This is a genomic window from Cetobacterium sp. 2G large, from assembly GCF_014250655.1.
Classification (GTDB): Bacteria; Fusobacteriota; Fusobacteriia; order Fusobacteriales; family Fusobacteriaceae; genus Cetobacterium_A; species Cetobacterium_A somerae.
Genome location: NZ_JACHTH010000005.1, coordinates 908185 through 925943, shown reverse-complemented (window position 1 = coordinate 925943; position 17759 = coordinate 908185). Strand labels below are relative to the sequence as shown.

Genomic DNA, 17759 nt, shown 5'->3' with positions numbered 1-17759 from the left:
ACAAAAGTCAAAGATTAAAATTGTACAATAAAACTTAATTTTATACTTGTTCCCTTTTTAGCGAATAAATGCTATAATAAACAATTGAATAAAGTTAAAATCGAAGGAGAATATGTGAATAATTTTAATAATTTAAATGTTAATAAAAATATAATAGAACTTTTAAGTAAGATGGGAATTAAAGAGCCAACTGATATACAAAAAGAGGGAATTCCACCAATATTAAATGGTAAAGATGTCATAGCTCAAGCAGCTACAGGAAGTGGAAAAACTTTAGCTTTTATAATACCTATTATACAAAACTTAGGTGGAAATGGGAAATTACCACAAAGTTTAATAATAACTCCAACAAGAGAGTTAGCAATCCAGATTGCAGAAGAGTGCGAAAAAATAAATTACGATAATAAAAAAATTATGCTAGCTTATGGTGGTAGAGAGATAGCTGGTCAAATAGAAACTTTAAAATCTGGAGTTGATATTGTTATTGGAACTCCTGGAAGGTTAGTTGATTTAATAGAAAGAAAAGCAATTGATCTATCTAAAATAAAAACATTAGTTTTAGATGAGGTTGATCAAATTCTTATGATGGGATTCAGAAATGAGATTGATAAAGTTATTGAAGTTTGTAGTAGAAAAAGACAAACTCTTTGTTTCTCTGCAACAATAGATTCTACAGTTAAGAAGATAGCTTATAGAATAACAAAAGAACCACTAAATATTGTTATTGAAAGTAAAGAGAATAAACTAGCAAATATAAATCAGCATATTATAAAAACATCAGATAGAAGAAAATTAGATACTCTTTGTTCTCTATTAAATGATACAAATCCATTTATGGGAATTATTTTCTGTAGAACTAAAGTTAGAGTTGATAGTTTAGAAGAGGAGTTATCATCTAGAGGATACTCTTGTCAAAAACTACATAGTGATATACCTCAAGCTAAAAGAGAGAAAATAATGAAAGCATTTAAAGATGTAGAGTTTCAATTTTTAGTTGCAACAGATGTTGCAGCAAGAGGAGTAGACATCACTGGAGTAACTCATATATTTAACTATGATATTACAGAGGATGTTGAAAGTTATATCCATAGAATTGGAAGAACTGGTAGAGCTGGAGAAAAAGGAGAATCATACCTTTTTGTTACAGATAGAAATGAAAGTATGTTAAAAGATATTGAAAATACAATTGGATTCTCTATTCCTGAAATGGAGATAGAGTTTGCTCAAGGAGTTATGTCTACATTAGAGCTACCTAAAAAGAAGTACAATAAGAAAATAAACGCAAGAACAAAAAATATAGAAGAGCAAAAAAAGCGTTACAGAAGATAAAAATGAAACTAAAAGAAGGGGGATACATAAAAAATGGAAAGAATTCAAAAACAGATGGCATTTTTATTTGAAATTGATAAAGTGAAGGATATTTTTAGACAATCACTTGTTGTAAATGGAAAAAGAGAGGAAAATGATGCAGAGCACAGTTGGCATATGGCTTTAGTTGCTTTGACAATAAAAGAGTACTTTCAAGGAGAGGTCAATTTAGAAAGATCTCTGAAAATGATTTTAATCCATGATTTAGTTGAGATATACGCTGGGGATACTCCCGCTTTTGGTGAAGTAAGACCTGATAAAGCTGACGATGAGTTAAAAGCTGCAGTTAAACTTTTCTCTCTCCTACCAGATGATCAAAAAGATGAGTTTTTAAACCTTTGGTTAGAGTTTGAAGAGTGTGAAAGTAATGAAGCTAAATTTGCAAATGTTTGTGATAGATATCAAGGATTTATGCAAAACTTAACTTCTGATGGACATACTTGGAAGAAATTTAACGCTCCTATGGAGAGAGTTTTAAAAAGAGCTGAAGTTATAAAAATCTATGTTCCTGAACTATATGAAAAAGTTATGTTACCTGAGTTTTTAAAGTATCAGGAGAGGGGAATTATAAAGTAAAAAATACATGAAGTTTATTGATTTTTCTCTTTTCATGTGATATTATTAAAAAGTATTAATTAATGAGCAAGGTAGAGTGACCGAGTGGCTAAGGAGCACGCCTGGAACGCGTGTAGAGCGTAAGCTTCGTGGGTTCGAGTCCCACCTCTATCGCCATATTTTTACATTTTTTTAAAATAAATACAAAAAAATATACATAAAGTATTGACATTTAAGGGTTTACTGAGTATAATCGGTTTAAAGATACCATAAATAAAGGGTTTTCAACTTTTTGGTTTCTTGCATACTATATTCTATAATAGTTCAAGGAGGGTAACAATGACTAAAAAAGAGTTTATCGATTTATTTGCAAAAACAGGTGAATACACTAAAAAAGATGCAGAGAAGGCAGTTAAGTTATTTTTAGATTTAGTTGAACAAAAGTTAGTTGAAGGTGAACCAGTATCATTTATAGGATGGGGAAAATTTGAAGTAGTTACTAGAGCAGCAAGACACGTAAGAAACCCACAAACAGGTAAGAAAATGAAATTAAAAGAGAAAAAAGTTGTTAAATTTAGAGTTGGAAAAACTTTAGAGGAAAAAATAGTATAATTACAAAATGCTTCGAATACAATTCTTTTGAAGAATATCATTCGGAGCTTTTTTATTTAAAAAGAGGTGTAAAGTGAAAGTCGTTATAAACAATATTAATGTTTCTATTGAAAAAGATCAAACCCTTGAACTTAAAAAAGAGATCATTAAAAGAGGAATAAAAGAAGAGAATATAGAAAAAATAGAGTATTCAAAAAGATCAATAGATAGTAGAAAAAAAACTGATATAAAATTTGTTTACAATATAGAGGTTACATTAAAAAATGATGTAGATATCTCATCTCTAACAAATGTAAATCCATTTAAAGAGAATGAGGAAGTAAACTATAAAGCAAAAGATGGAATAGAAAGAGTTGCTGTTATAGGAGCTGGACCAGCTGGACTTTTTGCTGCTCTTAGACTTTGTGAACTTGGAATAAAGCCTATAGTTTATGAACGTGGAGAAAAAGTTGACGATAGAGATAAAACTATTGATGAATTTATAAAATTTAGTATGCTTAATCCTAATTCAAATATTCAATTTGGAGAGGGTGGAGCAGGAACATATTCAGATGGAAAGTTAAACACTAGAGTAAAAAGTGGATATATGAATAAAATATTTTTAGAGTTAGTCGCTAATGGTGCCCAAGAACAAATACTTTGGGATTATAAACCACATGTAGGAACTGATGTATTAAAGGTAGTAGTAAAAAATTTAAGAGAAAAAATTATAAATTTAGGTGGAGAGTTTCATTTTAACACTTTAATAAAGGATGTTATAATTTTAGATGGAAAAGTAAAAGGTATAAAGATTCAAAATCTGAAATCACCAATCTTAGTAGAAGAGAATGTTTTATTTGATCATGTAATATTAGCTATAGGACACTCATCGAGAGATACTTATAGAATGCTTCATAAACATGGTGTTTTTATGGAAAATAAACCTTTTGCCATAGGAGCAAGAATCGAACACCCAAGAGTGGATATAGATACAATGCAGTATGGTAAGATGTGTTCTCACCCAAATTTAGAAGCTGCAACATATAGCTTAACTTATAACAATAGAGATGAAGAAAGAGGAGTATTTTCATTTTGTATGTGTCCAGGTGGTGTAATTGTAAACGCTGCTTCTCAAGAGGGAGGGACACTTGTTAATGGAATGAGTTACTCTCAAAGAGATGGTAGATTTTCTAACTCAGCACTTGTTGTAGGAGTTAAAGCTAATGAGTTTGGAGATGAACTTTTCTCAGGAATGGAATACCAAGATCAACTTGAAAAGAAAACTTATGATATAATTGGAAATTACGGAGCACTATATCAAAATACTCTTGATTTCTTAAAAGGGAAAACTACAAATAGAAAGATCGAGTCTAGTTATGAGATGGAATTGAAAAGCTATGACTTAAATAATCTTTTCCCAGAGGTAATATCTAAGAATATGAAAATGGCTATGGGGTATTGGGAAAAAACACAAAGAAACTTTATAAGTGAGCATGCAAATTTAATAGGGCCAGAAACTAGAACATCTGCTCCTGTAAAAGTTACAAGAAATGAGTTTGGAGAATCAGTAAATACAAAAGGTCTTTATCCAATAGGAGAGGGAGCTGGATATGCAGGTGGAATTATAAGTGCTGCCATTGATGGTTTTAAAGTAGTGGACTTAGCCTTTGCAACACTTTAACATATTATTTAGTTGTAATCTTTACTCAAAAGGTATATAATTAAAGATAGATTATATTTTAATTTTAGAATTGGAGAATAAATAATGAAAATATCAAAAAAAGATGCATTAGAGTGGTTTAGTCATTTATCATCACTTTCTGGAGATAAAACAGAAGTATTTAAAAGATTTAGCCCAATTATAGATTCAACTGTTAGACAGATTGAGTTAGCAGTTAATAAAAGACACCAAGAGATGAAAGATGAGATTGCTGATCTGAAAAATCTTAAAGGAAGAACATTCTTCGTTGGAGATCAACAAAAATTCCCTAAAGGATGTGTTTCTTGCTTATTTGGTGACGGTCTTGGTGGAATAAGAAAAACTCACCAATGTAACTTACTATGTAAGTTCTGTTACTACCATGATAATATTGATAATCAAGAGCCAATTCCAGATGGAATGTGGGAAATTGGAGAGACTCTTTATTATGAAGAGGATATAGACCTATTATTATCAATACAGAAAAAACCTAGTGGAATTGCATATGTATACTTAGAGCCGTTCTTAGATATTGAAAAATATTATGGAATTATAAAAAAGCTAAGTGAAGCTGGAATTTATCAACATATGTATACGAATGGTTCTCTATGTACAAGAGAGAACTTACAAAAACTTGGTGAAGCTGGATTAAATGAGTTAAGATTTAATTTAGGTGCTGTTAAATGTAGTGATAAAGTTATTGAAAATATGGCAATAGCTAAAGAGTATATTCCAATGGTTGGAATAGAGACTCCAATGACTCCAGAATTTTATGAAGAGTTCCAAGAAAAGAAGGAAAAGATTCTAGCAACAGGTATAGACTTTATAAACTGTGCTGAACTTCACTTTGGGGAAGACAATATAAATAACTATGTTGGAGAGAGAATGTATATGGCTAGAAGAGGATATATATCTCCACTTTGGTCAAGAGAGATTACATTTAAACTTATGAAACAAGCTTGTGATGAGAATTGGCCAGTAGTTGTTCACGATTGTTCAAACCATACAAAATACTCAAGAGAGTTAAATAAAAACTCTAAACAAGGACAACCTTTTGGAAGTACAACTTATGTTAGTGAGTTTGATAGATTCTTACCACATCTATTCTTAGCAACTTTAGAGGATGAGAACTTTGCTTTTATTGAAGAAGCTGAGTTACCAGAAAATTTAAAATTAGAAAATTGTTTAGATGAAATAGATTTTCTTATAGTTGATGATGAAGATGAGATGTATGAGGATTTCTTTGTTGAAGAGGACGAGGAAGAAGAGGAGTAGTATATTACAGTTTCAAAATAATTTTTCAATTAGGAGGGTTATATGAGAAATAGGTTAAATACAAGTTATGGAATTTTAGGAGTATGTATTTTTCTTGGCCTTTGGATTTTAGGTTACACTTTAGGAGAGAGCTTTATAAAAGCAAAAACAATGGACAGAGTTGTAACTGTAAAAGGATTAGCTGAAAAAGAGGTTATGGCTGATGTGGTTCTATGGCCAATTGATTTCAAAGTTGCTGGAAATGAACTTTCAGAAATCTACTCTAATTTAGAAAGAGATAATGGTAGAATTATTGAATTCTTAAAAGAGAACGGAATAGAGAGCAATGAGATAACTATTTCAGCACCTACTATTGAAGACAAGATGTTATATCAATATGATAATAATGTTGCTGCTTTTAGATATGTAGCAACTCAAACAGTCACTGTTTATTCAACTAAAGTGGATAAGGTATATACTTTAACGAATAAAATTGGTGAACTTGTTAAAGAAAATATAGCTCTAGGAAATTCAAATCAATATGGAACTACAACTGACTATATTTATACAAAACTTAATGATTTAAAACCTGAGATGATTGAGATGGCTACTAAAAATGCTAGAGAGGTTGCTGAAAAATTTGCAAAGGATTCAAATAGTTCTTTAGGAAAGATTAAATCTGCAAATCAAGGACAGTTTACTATAACTAACAGAGATCAACACAATCCACAGATTAAAAATGTGAGAGTTGTTAGTACAATCGAATATTACCTAGTTGATTAAAAAATATACTATATTATATAAAAAAGGAGACTTTAATAGAGTCTCCTTTTTACTTACTAATTTTATTATATAAGTTCCATTCCTTTTTTAACTTTAGTTATAGTAGCTTCATCTACAAAAACACTAGCTAAAGCAAGACCAAACTCAACAGATTTTCCAGCTCCTGGAGAAGTAATTAAGTTTCTATCAACTACAACATCTTTATGCTCATACTTTTCACTAGCCATCTCCTCTTTAACAGATGTGTGACAAGTAAATTTATAATCTCCAATTAATCCATTTATTCCTAAAGTTGTTGGTCCTCCACAAATAGCTCCAACAAACTTATCACTGCTATTTAAATATTCCTTAACAATCTCAACAACTCTTAAATCGCTTCTTAAGTTAACATATCCAGGGAATCCACCAGGTATAACAACCATTACTCCCTCTCCTACATTAATATCAGAAATATTTATATCAGCAACAACTTTTACTTTTTGAGCTGACTCAACTTCTAAAGTGTTTTCCATAGTAGATACAGTAACCACATTAAGTCCTGCTCTTCTTAAAACGTCTACTGGTGACATCGCTTCAATTAGTTCAAATCCATTAGCTAACATAACAAAAATTTTCTTGTTCATAAAACACCTCCGAAAAATAATTAACTTAATTATATCAGAAACATTAAAAAAACTCTAGGTTATATGATATAATCATAATATAAATGAAAAAAGGAATGATAACATGAAGGTAAATTATGAATTAGAAATGCAAAAAGAGCTGGATAAGATAGGTCTTAACAGTGGAAAAAAACTTTTAATACACTCATGTTGTGCACCATGTAGTTGTGCTATACTTGAGTACCTAAAAACATATTTAAATATTGATATATATTTTTATAATCCAAATATAACAGAGAAAGAGGAATACATCACTAGATTAAATGAACAATTTACATTTAATGATGCTATGGAATTTGGGATGACTATAATCGAAGGTGAATATAGTCCAGGTAAAGATTTTATAGAAAAAATTAAGGGATTTGAAAAAGAAAAAGAGGGCGGAGCTAGATGCTACAGATGTTATAAACTTAGAATGGAAGCTACTGCAAAAAAAGCTAAAGAGTTGGGATATGAATATTTTTCAACTGTTTTAAGTATAAGTCCTATGAAAAATGCTCAGTGGATAAATGAGATTGGAATTGAACTTGAAGAAAAGTATGGAGTTAAGTTTTTAAGAGGAGATTTTAAAAAGAAAAGCAGATACTTAAGAAGTGTAAATCTATCTAAAGAACATGAGTTATATAGACAGGACTACTGTGGATGTATATATTCTAAACTTGAGAGAATGGAAAAAGAGAAAGAGAAGGAAAAAGAAAATGGAGAAACACAATAATAGAAGATTTTATTCTTTAAATGATTTTTTTAAAGATGAGTTTAAAGACAAGATATTTAAAGTATCTTTAGATGGTGGATTCACTTGTCCAAATAGAGATGGAAAAGTTGCTCACGGTGGATGTATATTTTGTAGTGACGCTGGAAGTGGAGAGTTTGCTGGAAATAGAAGAAAAAGTATAACAGAACAAATTGATGAACAATTAGAGTTTCTAAAAGATAAAGTTAAAGATAAGAAAGTGATCGCTTATTTTCAAAACTTTACAAATACATATGGTGATGTAGATTATTTAAGAGAGATTTATTATGAAGCTTTAAATCACCCAAAAGTTTTAGGATTAGCAATAGGAACTAGACCTGATTGTATAGAGGATGATACTTTAGAACTTTTAAAAGAGATAAATGAAAAACATTTCTTTTGGATAGAGCTAGGTCTTCAAACAATTGATGATAAAGTTGCAAAAATAATAAATAGAGGTTATCCTCTTTCTACGTACCTTGAAACATCTAAAAAACTAAAAGATAATGATATAAAGTTTGTTACACATATGATTGTAGGATTACCTACAGAGGAGAGGGAAGATATTTTAAATACAGCTAGGTGCATCGTTCAATCTGGTGCTTGGGGAATAAAAATCCACTCTCTTCATATTATAAAAGGAACTCCTTTAGAAAGATTATATAATGATACAAACTTTAAAGTTTTCACTTTAGATGAGTATGTGGATATTGTAGTTACTATATTAAAACTTCTACCTGATAAAATGGTTGTTCATAGAGTAACAGGTGATGGAAAAAAGGATGAGGTTGTTGAACCTAAATGGAGTTTGAATAAAAGGAAAGTTTTAAACGAAATTGAAAAAGAACTTAAAAAGAGAGAGAATATATAACGGAGGTTTTAAATTATGGGTGGAACGCTTATAAAGTTAAAAGAGTTTCAAGAAAGCTTTACTAAAAACGAGAAAAAGATATCTCACTATCTATTAGAGAATATGGATGAGATAAAAACATTAAATACATATGACTTAGCTGTTAAGTGTGATGTGAGTCAAGCTTCAGTAGTTAGATTTGCTAAAAAACTTGGATTTAAAGGATTTCCAGAGTTTAAAATAGCATTAGCTGGAGATTTGGCTATGAAGAATAATGAAAAAGAGATTCAAATAATCTATGATGAGATTAGTGTTGACGACAGTACAGAAATATTAGCTAAAAAAGTTGTTTATGAAAACATTAAAAGTGTAGAGGATACATATAAAGTTTTAAACTTCCAAGAGATAGAAAAAGCTGTTGAAGCTATAGAAAATGCAAATAGAATATTTCTTTTAGGAGCTGGATTTTCTGGAATAATTGCAAGAGACTTTCAATATAAACTATGGGAGCTAGGTAAAAATGTTATATTTGAAACTGATCAACATATACAGTTAACAAATGCTTCTACAGCTCAAGAGGGAGACTTAGTATTTGTAATATCTTATAGTGGTCAAACTTTAGATATATATCAAAGTATTTTAGAGTTTAAAGAAAAAGGTGTAAAAGTAATTACATTAACTAAAGTAGCAACAAATCCTATAAAGGATATTGGGGATATATCTTTAAGTACTATAGTTGAAAAAAGTAATTTAAGATCGACTTCTCTTTCATCTAGAATGGCACAATTAACTGTTATTGATATCCTTTATGTTAAGTTAATTCAAAGGGATAGAGAAAAAGCAAACAGATTAATTGGAGATGCTGTAGAAAGTGTAAAAAAATTCAAAATGTAAATATAATTCATTTTTATAAAACATTTTAGAAAAAAAGTTTCTAAAAAGGTTGACTTTTCCAAAAATAAATGGTAACTTTAATGTAGAATATGTAAACAATTCAAGGGAGTGATTTAGAATGAGAGTAATTATAACTGAGAAAAATATTGGGGACTGGGCAGCAGTTTATGTTGCAAAGAAAATATTAGATGCAAAGCCAACTGCAGAGAAGCCATTTGTATTAGGTTTACCAACTGGGGGAACACCTTTAGCTATGTATAAAAGATTAATTCAATTTTACCAAGATGGAATTATATCTTTTGAAAATGTAGTAACATTTAATATGGATGAATATGTTGGGTTATCTCCAGCTAACGACCAAAGTTACCATTACTATATGTATGAAAACTTCTTTAAACATATAGATGCAAAAGAGGAAAACATCAACATATTAAATGGATTAGCAACTGATTACAAAAAAGAGTGTGAAGATTACGAAGCAAAAATAAAAGCTATTGGAGGAATCGATTTATTCTTAGGAGGAATTGGACCTGATGGACATATTGCTTTCAATGAGCCAGGATCATCTTTAAGTTCAAGAACTAGAGATAAAGAGTTAACTATGGATACAATAATTGCAAATGCTAGATTCTTCGGTGGAGATATAGATAGAGTACCTAAGTTATCTTTAACTGTTGGAGTTGGAACTATTCTTGATGCAAAAGAAGTTTTAATAATGGTTAATGGACATAATAAAGCAAGAGCATTACACCATGCAGTTGAGCAAGGTGTAAATCATATGTGGACTATCAGTGCACTTCAATTACATCCAAAAGGAATTATTGTTTCTGATGAAGCTGCTTGTACAGAGTTAAAAGTTGGAACTTATAGATACTTTAAAGATATTGAAAAAAGTAATTTAGATACAGATTTATTAATAGAAGAGTTATACAAAAGTTGTGGAAAATAGGGAGATGAACTAATAATGAAGGCTATTGTAAATGGAGAGTTATTTATAGGAAATAAATTTTATACTGGTAAAGTTTTAATTATAGATGGAGAGAGAATAGTTGATATTATACCTCAAGAGGAGTTAACAACTACTTATGGAAATATTGAAACTATAGATGCTGAAAATGCATATGTAACTCCTGGATTTATAGATTTACAATTAAATGGTTGTGGAGGAGTTTTATTTAATGATGATATATCATTAAAGACTTTAGATACAATGCATAAAACTAATTTAAAATATGGATGTACTTCTTTTACTCCAACACTTATTACAACTGGAGATGAAAATATTGAAAAAGCTATTGAGTTAGTTAAAGGTATTGAGAATAAAGGTAAGTATGGAGTTGTTGGACTACATATAGAAGGACCATATATCTCTTTACAAAAAAAGGGAATTCATAATCCTAAATTTATAAGAAAAGCTGATGAAGCTATGATAGATAAAATGGTAGAAGCTGGAAAAGAAAATGTAAGAATAGTTACATTAGCTCCAGAAAATACAGATAAAAAAATAATTTCGAAACTAAACGCAGCTGGAATACATGTGGCAGTAGGGCATTCTAACTCTACTTATGAGCAAGTGAAAGAAAAAGAAGGTTTCGGAATAACTCTTGCAACTCACCTATACAATGGAATGTCATCTTTCAACCACAGAGAACCTGGAGTTGTTGGTGCTGTATTTGATAGTGATATTAAAGCTGGAGTAATTGCTGATGGATTCCACTGTCACTACTCTGCTATAAAATCAGCTATTAAAGTTATGGGAGAAAGATTATATTTAGTTACTGATGCTGTTTCTCCTGTTGGAACAGATATGGAATACTTCTACTTTGAAGGAAACAAAGTTTTCTATAAAGATGGAAAGTGTTTTGGAGAGGATGGAACTTTAGGTGGTTCTGCACTAACTATGGATGCTGGAGTTAGAAACTTAGTTAAATATTGTGATATAACTTTAGAAGAAGCTGTAAGAATGGCAACTTTATATCCTGCAAAAGCTGTAAACATTGATAATGAGTATGGAAAGCTACAACCTGGATGTTTTGCTGATATCGTATTTTTAGATAAACATTTAAGACTTAAAAAGGTTATTGCAAAGGGAGAGTTAGTATAGTTAGACAAGGGGTAGATTATTCTACCCCTGTTTTTATATAAATTATAAAAAAGAAAAAATAATTTTTTATCGAATAAACTTATACATATATAGAGTTATACTCAAATGACTCTTTTTAAGGAGGGTAAGAAATTATGAAAAGAAAATGGATCTTAAAAGGTGTTTTTTTAGGAAGTGTGTTTTTTATATCTATACTACTTATAAAACCAATTGGAATTTCAACACAATTTAGTGTCGCATCTGGAATGATTCAAACAGTTTTTCAAGATGATATAATTTTCAGAGAAGGAACTGAATTTTATAGTTTAATCGATTATTATAATCAAGATGGTATTGCTAAAAGTATAGTGACTCCGTATAACTATGGAATTATATTTGTTGTTGGTGTTTTTTTAGGAGGTATGTTAGGTAGAATATTTTTTAGAAAAAAAGAGGAGTTTATAGAAAAGGAAAGCTTGTTAGAAAAAGATAGAATCTCTAGAGTAAAACTTTTTCTAGGTGGAGTACTTTTACTTTTTGGAGCTAGAATGGCTGGTGGATGTACAAGTGGACATATGATGAGTGGAATAATGCAACTATCTGTAAGTAGCATTATTTTTACAATAGTTTTATTTCCAATAGCTGTAATCATTGCCAAAAGGATAGGTGAATAATATGAGAAATCTATTTTTTGATAATGTACCACTTTTAGGATTAATACTAGGTTTACTTTTTGGATTAGCACTATATTATGCTGGAGCAACAAATAGAGTTGTTATATCTAAAATGTTAAAACTTCAAGATTTAACTCTTATGAAAATAATTGTTTTTGCCATAGGATTTAGTATGTCTCTTCTATATCTAAGTGTAGCTTTAAATATAATTCCTTTAGATCATTTTAGTATTAAACCTATGAATTTTGGAGTTATACTAGGAAGTGCAATTTTAGCTTTAGGTTTTGGAATGATTGGACTTTGTCCTGGAACTGCAGTTGCAAGTTTTGGAGCCGGATATTTAAAAAGTATATATGTTATTTTAGGGGGATTGATTGGAGCTTTTCTTTTCACACTTGCTTATCCCGTATTAAATAGTATCGGACTTTTTAAAAATGTTATTGGTGGTAAAACTACTTTACTTTTTTTATCTGAAAAGTATAATTTTCTTTTTCATGGAACGCCTTGGATAGGGGTATTTATAGGAATTGTTTTAATTGCAATATCATTAGCTATTCCCTATTCTTTATCTAGAGATGAGAAAAAATAAAATAAAGGTATAGAGTTTAAAACTCTATACCTTTTATAATTTTAGGAAGTATATTGATTATATCAGTTGGAGTTGTGCAGTAGTAACTTTCTGAAAAATGTTCTCCACTTTTTCCATGTATATATGTTCCTAATAAAGTTGCATCTAAAGGTAAATATTTCTGACTTATAAAAGATCCGATTATTCCACTTAAAACATCACCCATTCCTCCTGTTGCCATAACACTATTTCCTGTTGTATTTATAAAGATATTTTCTCCATTAGTAATTAAAGTTTTGTGGTCTTTTAAAAGTAGTATACAACTATACTTTTGGGCGAACTCTTTTGCGATAGCTACTCTATTTACTTTTATATATTCTATGTCTAAATTTGTAAGTCTTGAAAACTCCCCATAGTGAGGTGTTAAAATTGTAGGATAAGTTCTATTTTTTAAAAAATCTAGATTACTATTTTTGGCTAACATAGTTAATCCATCTGCATCAATAACTATAGGTTTTGGAAAATTTGAAAGCAGCTCTTTTAAAAGGTGCTCATTTTTTTGATTTATTCCAAATCCACTTCCAAAAACTATACATGAGAATTTTTCTAAATTATCTAATATATTGATCTCATCTAAATTAAGCAACATAACTTCGTTTAGTTTTATAGAGAAAATATCAAAAGTTTCACGATAAGTTCCTAAAGTTGTAAGTCCTGAACCTGATTTTACAGCACCCATACTTGCAAAAAATCCAGCTCCGACCATTCCAGAACTTCCGCATAAAATCAGAGTATGGCCAAAATCACCTTTATACGATTCTAACTCTCTAGGTTTATATATCTCTTTTACATAATCTAAATCTATAAAATTCATAGAAAAACCTCCTTAAATTATTCGAAATAATAATTATCTTTTATTTGTTAAAAATAAACTACATATAATGTTAATTATATGTAGTTTTGTTTCGAAAATAACAGTTATTTTCATTAAAATTAGTTGTATAACCAAATAATATAGCTTTTAAATCGTGTTTAAAAGTCTTCATCCATAGATTGCACAGGTATTTTATCAAGGACCTTCTTTTCGATTAATGATTTTGCATTTATATAAACTTCAGTAACTTTTGTATCTGAGTGACCTAAAAAGTCTCTAATCTCTATTAAATCTGCTCCATTTAATGAAAGTTCAGTCGCAATGGCGTGACGAATATTATGTGGACTAATATCCTTATTTATAACTTGACCCATTTCTTGAACAACATTGTATAGAGCTCTATAGGATAAAGGTCTGTTTTTTTCAAAGGAACTACAGAAAAGATACCTCTCTTCTAACTCCTCCTCGTCCATTCTATACACATTAATTATATAATTTTTATAGTCTGCAATTTTGTTTATTAGAAAATTATGTAGTGGTTTATATTGTTCTCTTCCACTTTTCGTTTTTTCTAATTTTACAAAATACTCTCCATTTCTTTTTAGTATATGTTTAAACTGTAAAGACAGAAGTTCTTGACTTCTCATTCCTGTATAAAAAAGTGTATGTAAAATAAGAGTGTTTCTATACTCCTTTTCTCCACTAACTTTATAATTTTTCAAAATCTCTTTTATATCATCAAAGGATACTTTTAATATATTATCTAAATTTCTTGCTGTTTTAAAAAGTCCAATATATTTAAACGGATTATCATACCCGTTTTTTTCCAACTCTTTATAAAGAGATTTTAAAGATGATATAACTTTATTTACAGATGTTTTTTTCATCTCTCTCTCATTTAGAAGATGTGATAAATAATCTTCTATATCACTTTTTTCTATTCCAGTCATAAGTTCAATTATCTCATCCCCTTCTATTGGAGAATCACCATCATAAACATAAGTTAAAAAATCCTTTAGATAGAAAAAATAATCTTTCATTGTTTTTGGAGATTTGTATATTTCAAATATACTCTTTTTCTCCTCTTTACTTTTTTTCTTTCTACGTTGGGTACTTATTTCATGTTTTTCTTTAATAACTATCTCGTTCAATGTTCCTCCTAAAAAAGTCCTATCATTTTTTTTATGGAAATTTATAGAAAACTATATAACATCATCTCTTTCAATCTCTCTAACTTCACATGGAACCATATCCTCTAAAGTTAATTTTCCAAAAGTCTCTCTTTTTAAATATGTAACTTCATTTCCAACAGCTTTCAACATTTTTTTTACTTGATGGAACTTACCCTCTTTTATATTCAAAAGTATCTCTTTAGAATTTACAATTTCAGCTTTTGCAGGTTGAGTTATATATCCACCAATATCTACTCCAGCTTCAAGTTTTTCAATCTCTCCCTCTCCAATATCATCTCTTAAAGAAACACGGTATATTTTATCCACATGTTTTTTAGGAGATGTTAATTCATGGGCTAACTTACCATCATTTGTAAAGAAAAGTAATCCTTCAGTATCTTTATCCAATCTTCCAACTGGAAATAGATCTTTTTTATTTACCCACTCAGGTAGTAGCTCCATTACAGTTTTTTCTTTTTTATCTTCAGTAGCAGTTATATATCCATCTATTTTATATAGCTTATAATATCTAAACTCTTTATATATAACTCTTCTACCCTTATACTCTACCACTGTATTTTTCTCATCTATGTTTTTATTGTTATCTTTACAGATACATCCATCTATAGTTATTTCAGCAGAAGATATCAGTTTCTTTACCTCACTTCTACTTCCAATTCCACATTCTACTAAAAATTTATCTAATCTCAATTTTAATCCTCCTAAATAGTAATAATATAATTATAATTCTTATATTTTATAAAATCAAGCTTTATAATTTTTAATTTATTTTTATAGGTTATTTTTATATGTAGAGTTTCTAAAAACGAGTTTTAATATCAAATTACAAATTATAAAAAATAATAATTTTTTTAAATTTTTAGTTGTTCAACTAATTAAAGTTGTGATATAATAAGTAGCAAATATTTTAATTCTTATTTTTCAGGAGGGTATACAAAAATGGTTGATTTCAAAAAAATTGATTTAATGATAGATTACATCGAAGAGGGAACTATTCCAGAAGGTAAGAGTTTCAATGAATTTGCAATAGACTTTTATCTTGAAACAAAAACTTTAACTTTATCAAAATACTTAAGATTAAAGGATAGAAGTTCAAAGTTACCTAAAATTATGAATACTAAAAAAGCTGGGGAGGTTCTTTTTGAAACTGAAAAAAATGATGAAATGAAATCATTTCTATCTAGAAAAGGATTTAAGACTCTTCCAGAACTTAACTATACAGCAGTAATGCTTCTTAGAAAAGTAGACCTTTTTGCAAACTGGCAAAAACTTGTTTTCTTTTTCGAAGGAGGAAGAACAATACAAGAGATTAACAGTTCACTAAAAAAAGAGTTACTACCTATGGAAGTTGAGAAATTAGAAAGATTTATAAAAGAGGAGCTTCGTCTAAATGACCAAGAACTTAACTGGTTTTTAGGAAAGATGGAAAAAGTCGAAAAAGATAAAGCTTTATATAGAGCTATAAGAAAACTTACTAAATAGGGAGAACAAAATTATGAAAAAATTATTATGTGGATTTTTATTACTTTCATCTTTAGCTTTTGCATCAGATGTTTCTAAAAAAGAAGCAAACGCATTAAAAGATAGATTAAAGATGTATACTACTGGATATCAAAAAAGAGCTTTTTCTATGAAAAATCACTTAGGAAAAAGAGAGATTGTTATAGACTCTAAATTAAGAGACTTACCTCAAACTTCAAGAACTGCTTTTGGTGATAATCAATACAACAGATCTGGTGATTGGGAAATGAATAGAGAGAAGAGAGGAATTCAATACTTCTCAGTTCCTGGAACAACTAGAAGAAAAGCTGTACAAAAAATAGATGGAAAATATGTTGTATTCTTCTACAACGCTATTGGTAAAAACGATAATATGGTTGAAGATACATTAGAAGATGTAAAAAAGGCATTAGAGAGAAACTAATCTCTATAAATCATATATATAAAAAGACACAGAATTTTCTGTGTCTTTATTTTTTAATCTATTAAACTTCTAAGTAGTTCAATCTCTTCTTTCCAAATAGTTTCATCTATTGTTTCCATAACTATTGGAATATTTCTAAATCTATCATCATTCATAAATCTTTTAAAGAAGTCCATACCAAGAGTTCCCTCTCCTATACTGTGATGTCTATCTTTTTTACTTCCTACTCCAAACATAGAGTCATTTAAGTGTATTCCTTTTAGATATTTAAATCCAACAATGTTTTCAAAGGCATCCATAGTTGCATTATATTCCTCCTCTGTTGAAAGAGCATATCCAGCTGCTACTGTATGACATGTATCTAAACAAACACCTATTCTAGTTTTATCTTCAACAAGATTTATTATATCTCTTAAATGCTCAAACTTATAACCCATATTTGATCCTTGTCCTGCTGTATTTTCTAAAACAACTATAACATTTGGAACAGCTTTATGTGCTTTATTTATTGAATCAGCTATAAGTCTTACGCACTCATCTTCACTTATCTCTTTTAGATGACTTCCTGGATGAGTATTCAGGTATATAAGTCCCAATTGATTTACTCTTTGCATCTCATCTAAAAAAGCATTTAGTGATTTCTCTCTTTTCTCCTCATCAGGACTTCCTAAGTTTATAAGATATCCATCATGTGGTAAAATCTGTTCTGGAGTAAACTTATATCTTCTCATAGCATCTTTAAATTCTAAAATTTCATCCTCTGTATATGGTTTAGCATCCCATCTTCTCTGGTTTTTAACAAACATTCCAAATCCATTTGCATCTATAGCCATTGCATTTTTAAAAGCATTAGCTACTCCACCTTGTATAGATACATGGGCACCTAAATATGTATTTTTAATTTTTTCCTCTCTTGTCATATATACACCTCTATCTAAATTGATTGTTATTTTACTATTCGTATATAGTATAACATAATCTATACTTTTTGAATAGACAATGTAATTAAAATACTTTCTTGAAATAGATTGAAATACTTAGGATATCGTTATAA

General features: G+C 29.4%; 20 protein-coding genes and 1 tRNA gene. 16 read left to right on the top strand and 5 right to left on the bottom strand.

Annotated elements, in window-relative coordinates; genetic code table 11:
* Positions 1-114: 114 nt before the first annotated feature.
* The 7 genes from H5J23_RS07290 (at position 115) to H5J23_RS07260 (ending at position 6250) form a co-directional block, all read left to right on the top strand.
* Positions 115-1329: a DEAD/DEAH box helicase gene (locus H5J23_RS07290; RefSeq protein ID WP_211231175.1), complete on the top strand. Its 1215-nt coding sequence runs from the start codon at positions 115-117 to the stop codon at positions 1327-1329.
* Between the two features lie 33 nt (positions 1330-1362).
* The gene (locus tag H5J23_RS07285; protein ID WP_023050699.1) at positions 1363-1944 is read left to right on the top strand and encodes an HD family hydrolase; all 582 of its coding nucleotides are present in this window, start codon (positions 1363-1365) and stop codon (positions 1942-1944) included.
* Between the two features lie 70 nt (positions 1945-2014).
* Positions 2015-2100, top strand: a tRNA-Ser gene (locus H5J23_RS07280).
* Positions 2101-2262: 162 nt separating this feature from the next.
* Positions 2263-2535 (top strand): HU family DNA-binding protein, encoded by a 273-nt coding sequence (locus H5J23_RS07275; protein WP_023050698.1) that lies wholly within the window; start codon positions 2263-2265, stop codon positions 2533-2535.
* Positions 2536-2608: 73 nt separating this feature from the next.
* Complete coding sequence (locus H5J23_RS07270) at positions 2609-4195, top strand: FAD-dependent protein (RefSeq protein ID WP_185891546.1); 1587 nt, start codon at positions 2609-2611, stop codon at positions 4193-4195.
* Between the two features lie 84 nt (positions 4196-4279).
* The gene (locus tag H5J23_RS07265) at positions 4280-5488 is read left to right on the top strand and encodes a radical SAM protein (RefSeq protein ID WP_185891544.1); all 1209 of its coding nucleotides are present in this window, start codon (positions 4280-4282) and stop codon (positions 5486-5488) included.
* A gap of 42 nt (positions 5489-5530) precedes the next feature.
* Complete coding sequence (locus tag H5J23_RS07260) at positions 5531-6250, top strand: SIMPL domain-containing protein (protein WP_185891542.1); 720 nt, start codon at positions 5531-5533, stop codon at positions 6248-6250.
* Between the two features lie 65 nt (positions 6251-6315).
* Here H5J23_RS07260 and H5J23_RS07255 read toward each other — a convergent pair whose 3' ends face one another.
* Complete coding sequence (locus H5J23_RS07255) at positions 6316-6873, bottom strand: DJ-1 family glyoxalase III (RefSeq protein ID WP_185891540.1); 558 nt, start codon at positions 6871-6873, stop codon at positions 6316-6318.
* 103 nt (positions 6874-6976) lie between these two features.
* Here H5J23_RS07255 and H5J23_RS07250 point away from each other — a divergent pair, with 103 nt between their 5' ends.
* From H5J23_RS07250 to H5J23_RS07220, 7 genes are all read left to right on the top strand, one after another.
* Complete coding sequence (locus tag H5J23_RS07250) at positions 6977-7627, top strand: epoxyqueuosine reductase QueH (protein WP_185891538.1); 651 nt, start codon at positions 6977-6979, stop codon at positions 7625-7627.
* Positions 7611-8516, top strand: a complete 906-nt coding sequence (locus H5J23_RS07245; protein ID WP_185891536.1) for a TIGR01212 family radical SAM protein — start codon at positions 7611-7613, stop codon at positions 8514-8516. The genes H5J23_RS07250 and H5J23_RS07245 overlap by 17 nt, the downstream gene beginning before the upstream one ends.
* A gap of 15 nt (positions 8517-8531) precedes the next feature.
* Positions 8532-9389: a MurR/RpiR family transcriptional regulator gene (locus H5J23_RS07240; protein ID WP_023050691.1), complete on the top strand. Its 858-nt coding sequence runs from the start codon at positions 8532-8534 to the stop codon at positions 9387-9389.
* 118 nt (positions 9390-9507) lie between these two features.
* The gene (gene nagB, locus H5J23_RS07235; protein WP_023050690.1) at positions 9508-10338 is read left to right on the top strand and encodes a glucosamine-6-phosphate deaminase; all 831 of its coding nucleotides are present in this window, start codon (positions 9508-9510) and stop codon (positions 10336-10338) included.
* A 15-nt stretch (positions 10339-10353) separates the two neighbouring features.
* On the top strand, positions 10354-11493 hold the full coding sequence (nagA, locus tag H5J23_RS07230; protein WP_221892792.1) for an N-acetylglucosamine-6-phosphate deacetylase: 1140 nt from the start codon (positions 10354-10356) through the stop codon (positions 11491-11493).
* 134 nt (positions 11494-11627) lie between these two features.
* Positions 11628-12146, top strand: a complete 519-nt coding sequence (locus H5J23_RS07225; RefSeq protein WP_023050688.1) for a YeeE/YedE thiosulfate transporter family protein — start codon at positions 11628-11630, stop codon at positions 12144-12146.
* 1 nt (position 12147) lies between these two features.
* Entirely contained in the window at positions 12148-12735 is a 588-nt protein-coding gene (locus H5J23_RS07220) for a YeeE/YedE thiosulfate transporter family protein (RefSeq protein ID WP_040407218.1), read from the top strand.
* A gap of 16 nt (positions 12736-12751) precedes the next feature.
* Here H5J23_RS07220 and H5J23_RS07215 read toward each other — a convergent pair whose 3' ends face one another.
* The 3 genes from H5J23_RS07215 to H5J23_RS07205 all read right to left on the bottom strand — a co-directional run bounded on the left by H5J23_RS07215 (position 12752) and on the right by H5J23_RS07205 (position 15471).
* Positions 12752-13588 carry an NAD(P)H-hydrate dehydratase gene (locus H5J23_RS07215; RefSeq protein WP_185891534.1) on the bottom strand — a complete coding sequence of 279 codons (837 nt, stop codon included), beginning with the start codon at positions 13586-13588 and terminating at the stop codon, positions 12752-12754.
* Between the two features lie 158 nt (positions 13589-13746).
* Positions 13747-14739, bottom strand: coding sequence for a tyrosine-type recombinase/integrase (locus H5J23_RS07210; protein ID WP_255494363.1), 993 nt, complete (start codon positions 14737-14739; stop codon positions 13747-13749).
* Positions 14740-14790: 51 nt separating this feature from the next.
* Positions 14791-15471, bottom strand: a complete 681-nt coding sequence (locus H5J23_RS07205) for a pseudouridine synthase (protein ID WP_023050684.1) — start codon at positions 15469-15471, stop codon at positions 14791-14793.
* Positions 15472-15720: 249 nt separating this feature from the next.
* Here H5J23_RS07205 and H5J23_RS07200 point away from each other — a divergent pair, with 249 nt between their 5' ends.
* Both H5J23_RS07200 and H5J23_RS07195 read left to right on the top strand, forming a co-directional pair.
* Positions 15721-16263 carry a hypothetical protein gene (locus H5J23_RS07200; protein ID WP_023050861.1) on the top strand — a complete coding sequence of 181 codons (543 nt, stop codon included), beginning with the start codon at positions 15721-15723 and terminating at the stop codon, positions 16261-16263.
* 13 nt (positions 16264-16276) lie between these two features.
* On the top strand, positions 16277-16705 hold the full coding sequence (locus H5J23_RS07195) for a hypothetical protein (RefSeq protein WP_023050862.1): 429 nt from the start codon (positions 16277-16279) through the stop codon (positions 16703-16705).
* A 53-nt stretch (positions 16706-16758) separates the two neighbouring features.
* Here H5J23_RS07195 and nfo read toward each other — a convergent pair whose 3' ends face one another.
* Positions 16759-17625 (bottom strand): deoxyribonuclease IV, encoded by an 867-nt coding sequence (gene nfo, locus H5J23_RS07190; protein WP_185891533.1) that lies wholly within the window; start codon positions 17623-17625, stop codon positions 16759-16761.
* Positions 17626-17759 lie beyond the last annotated feature (134 nt).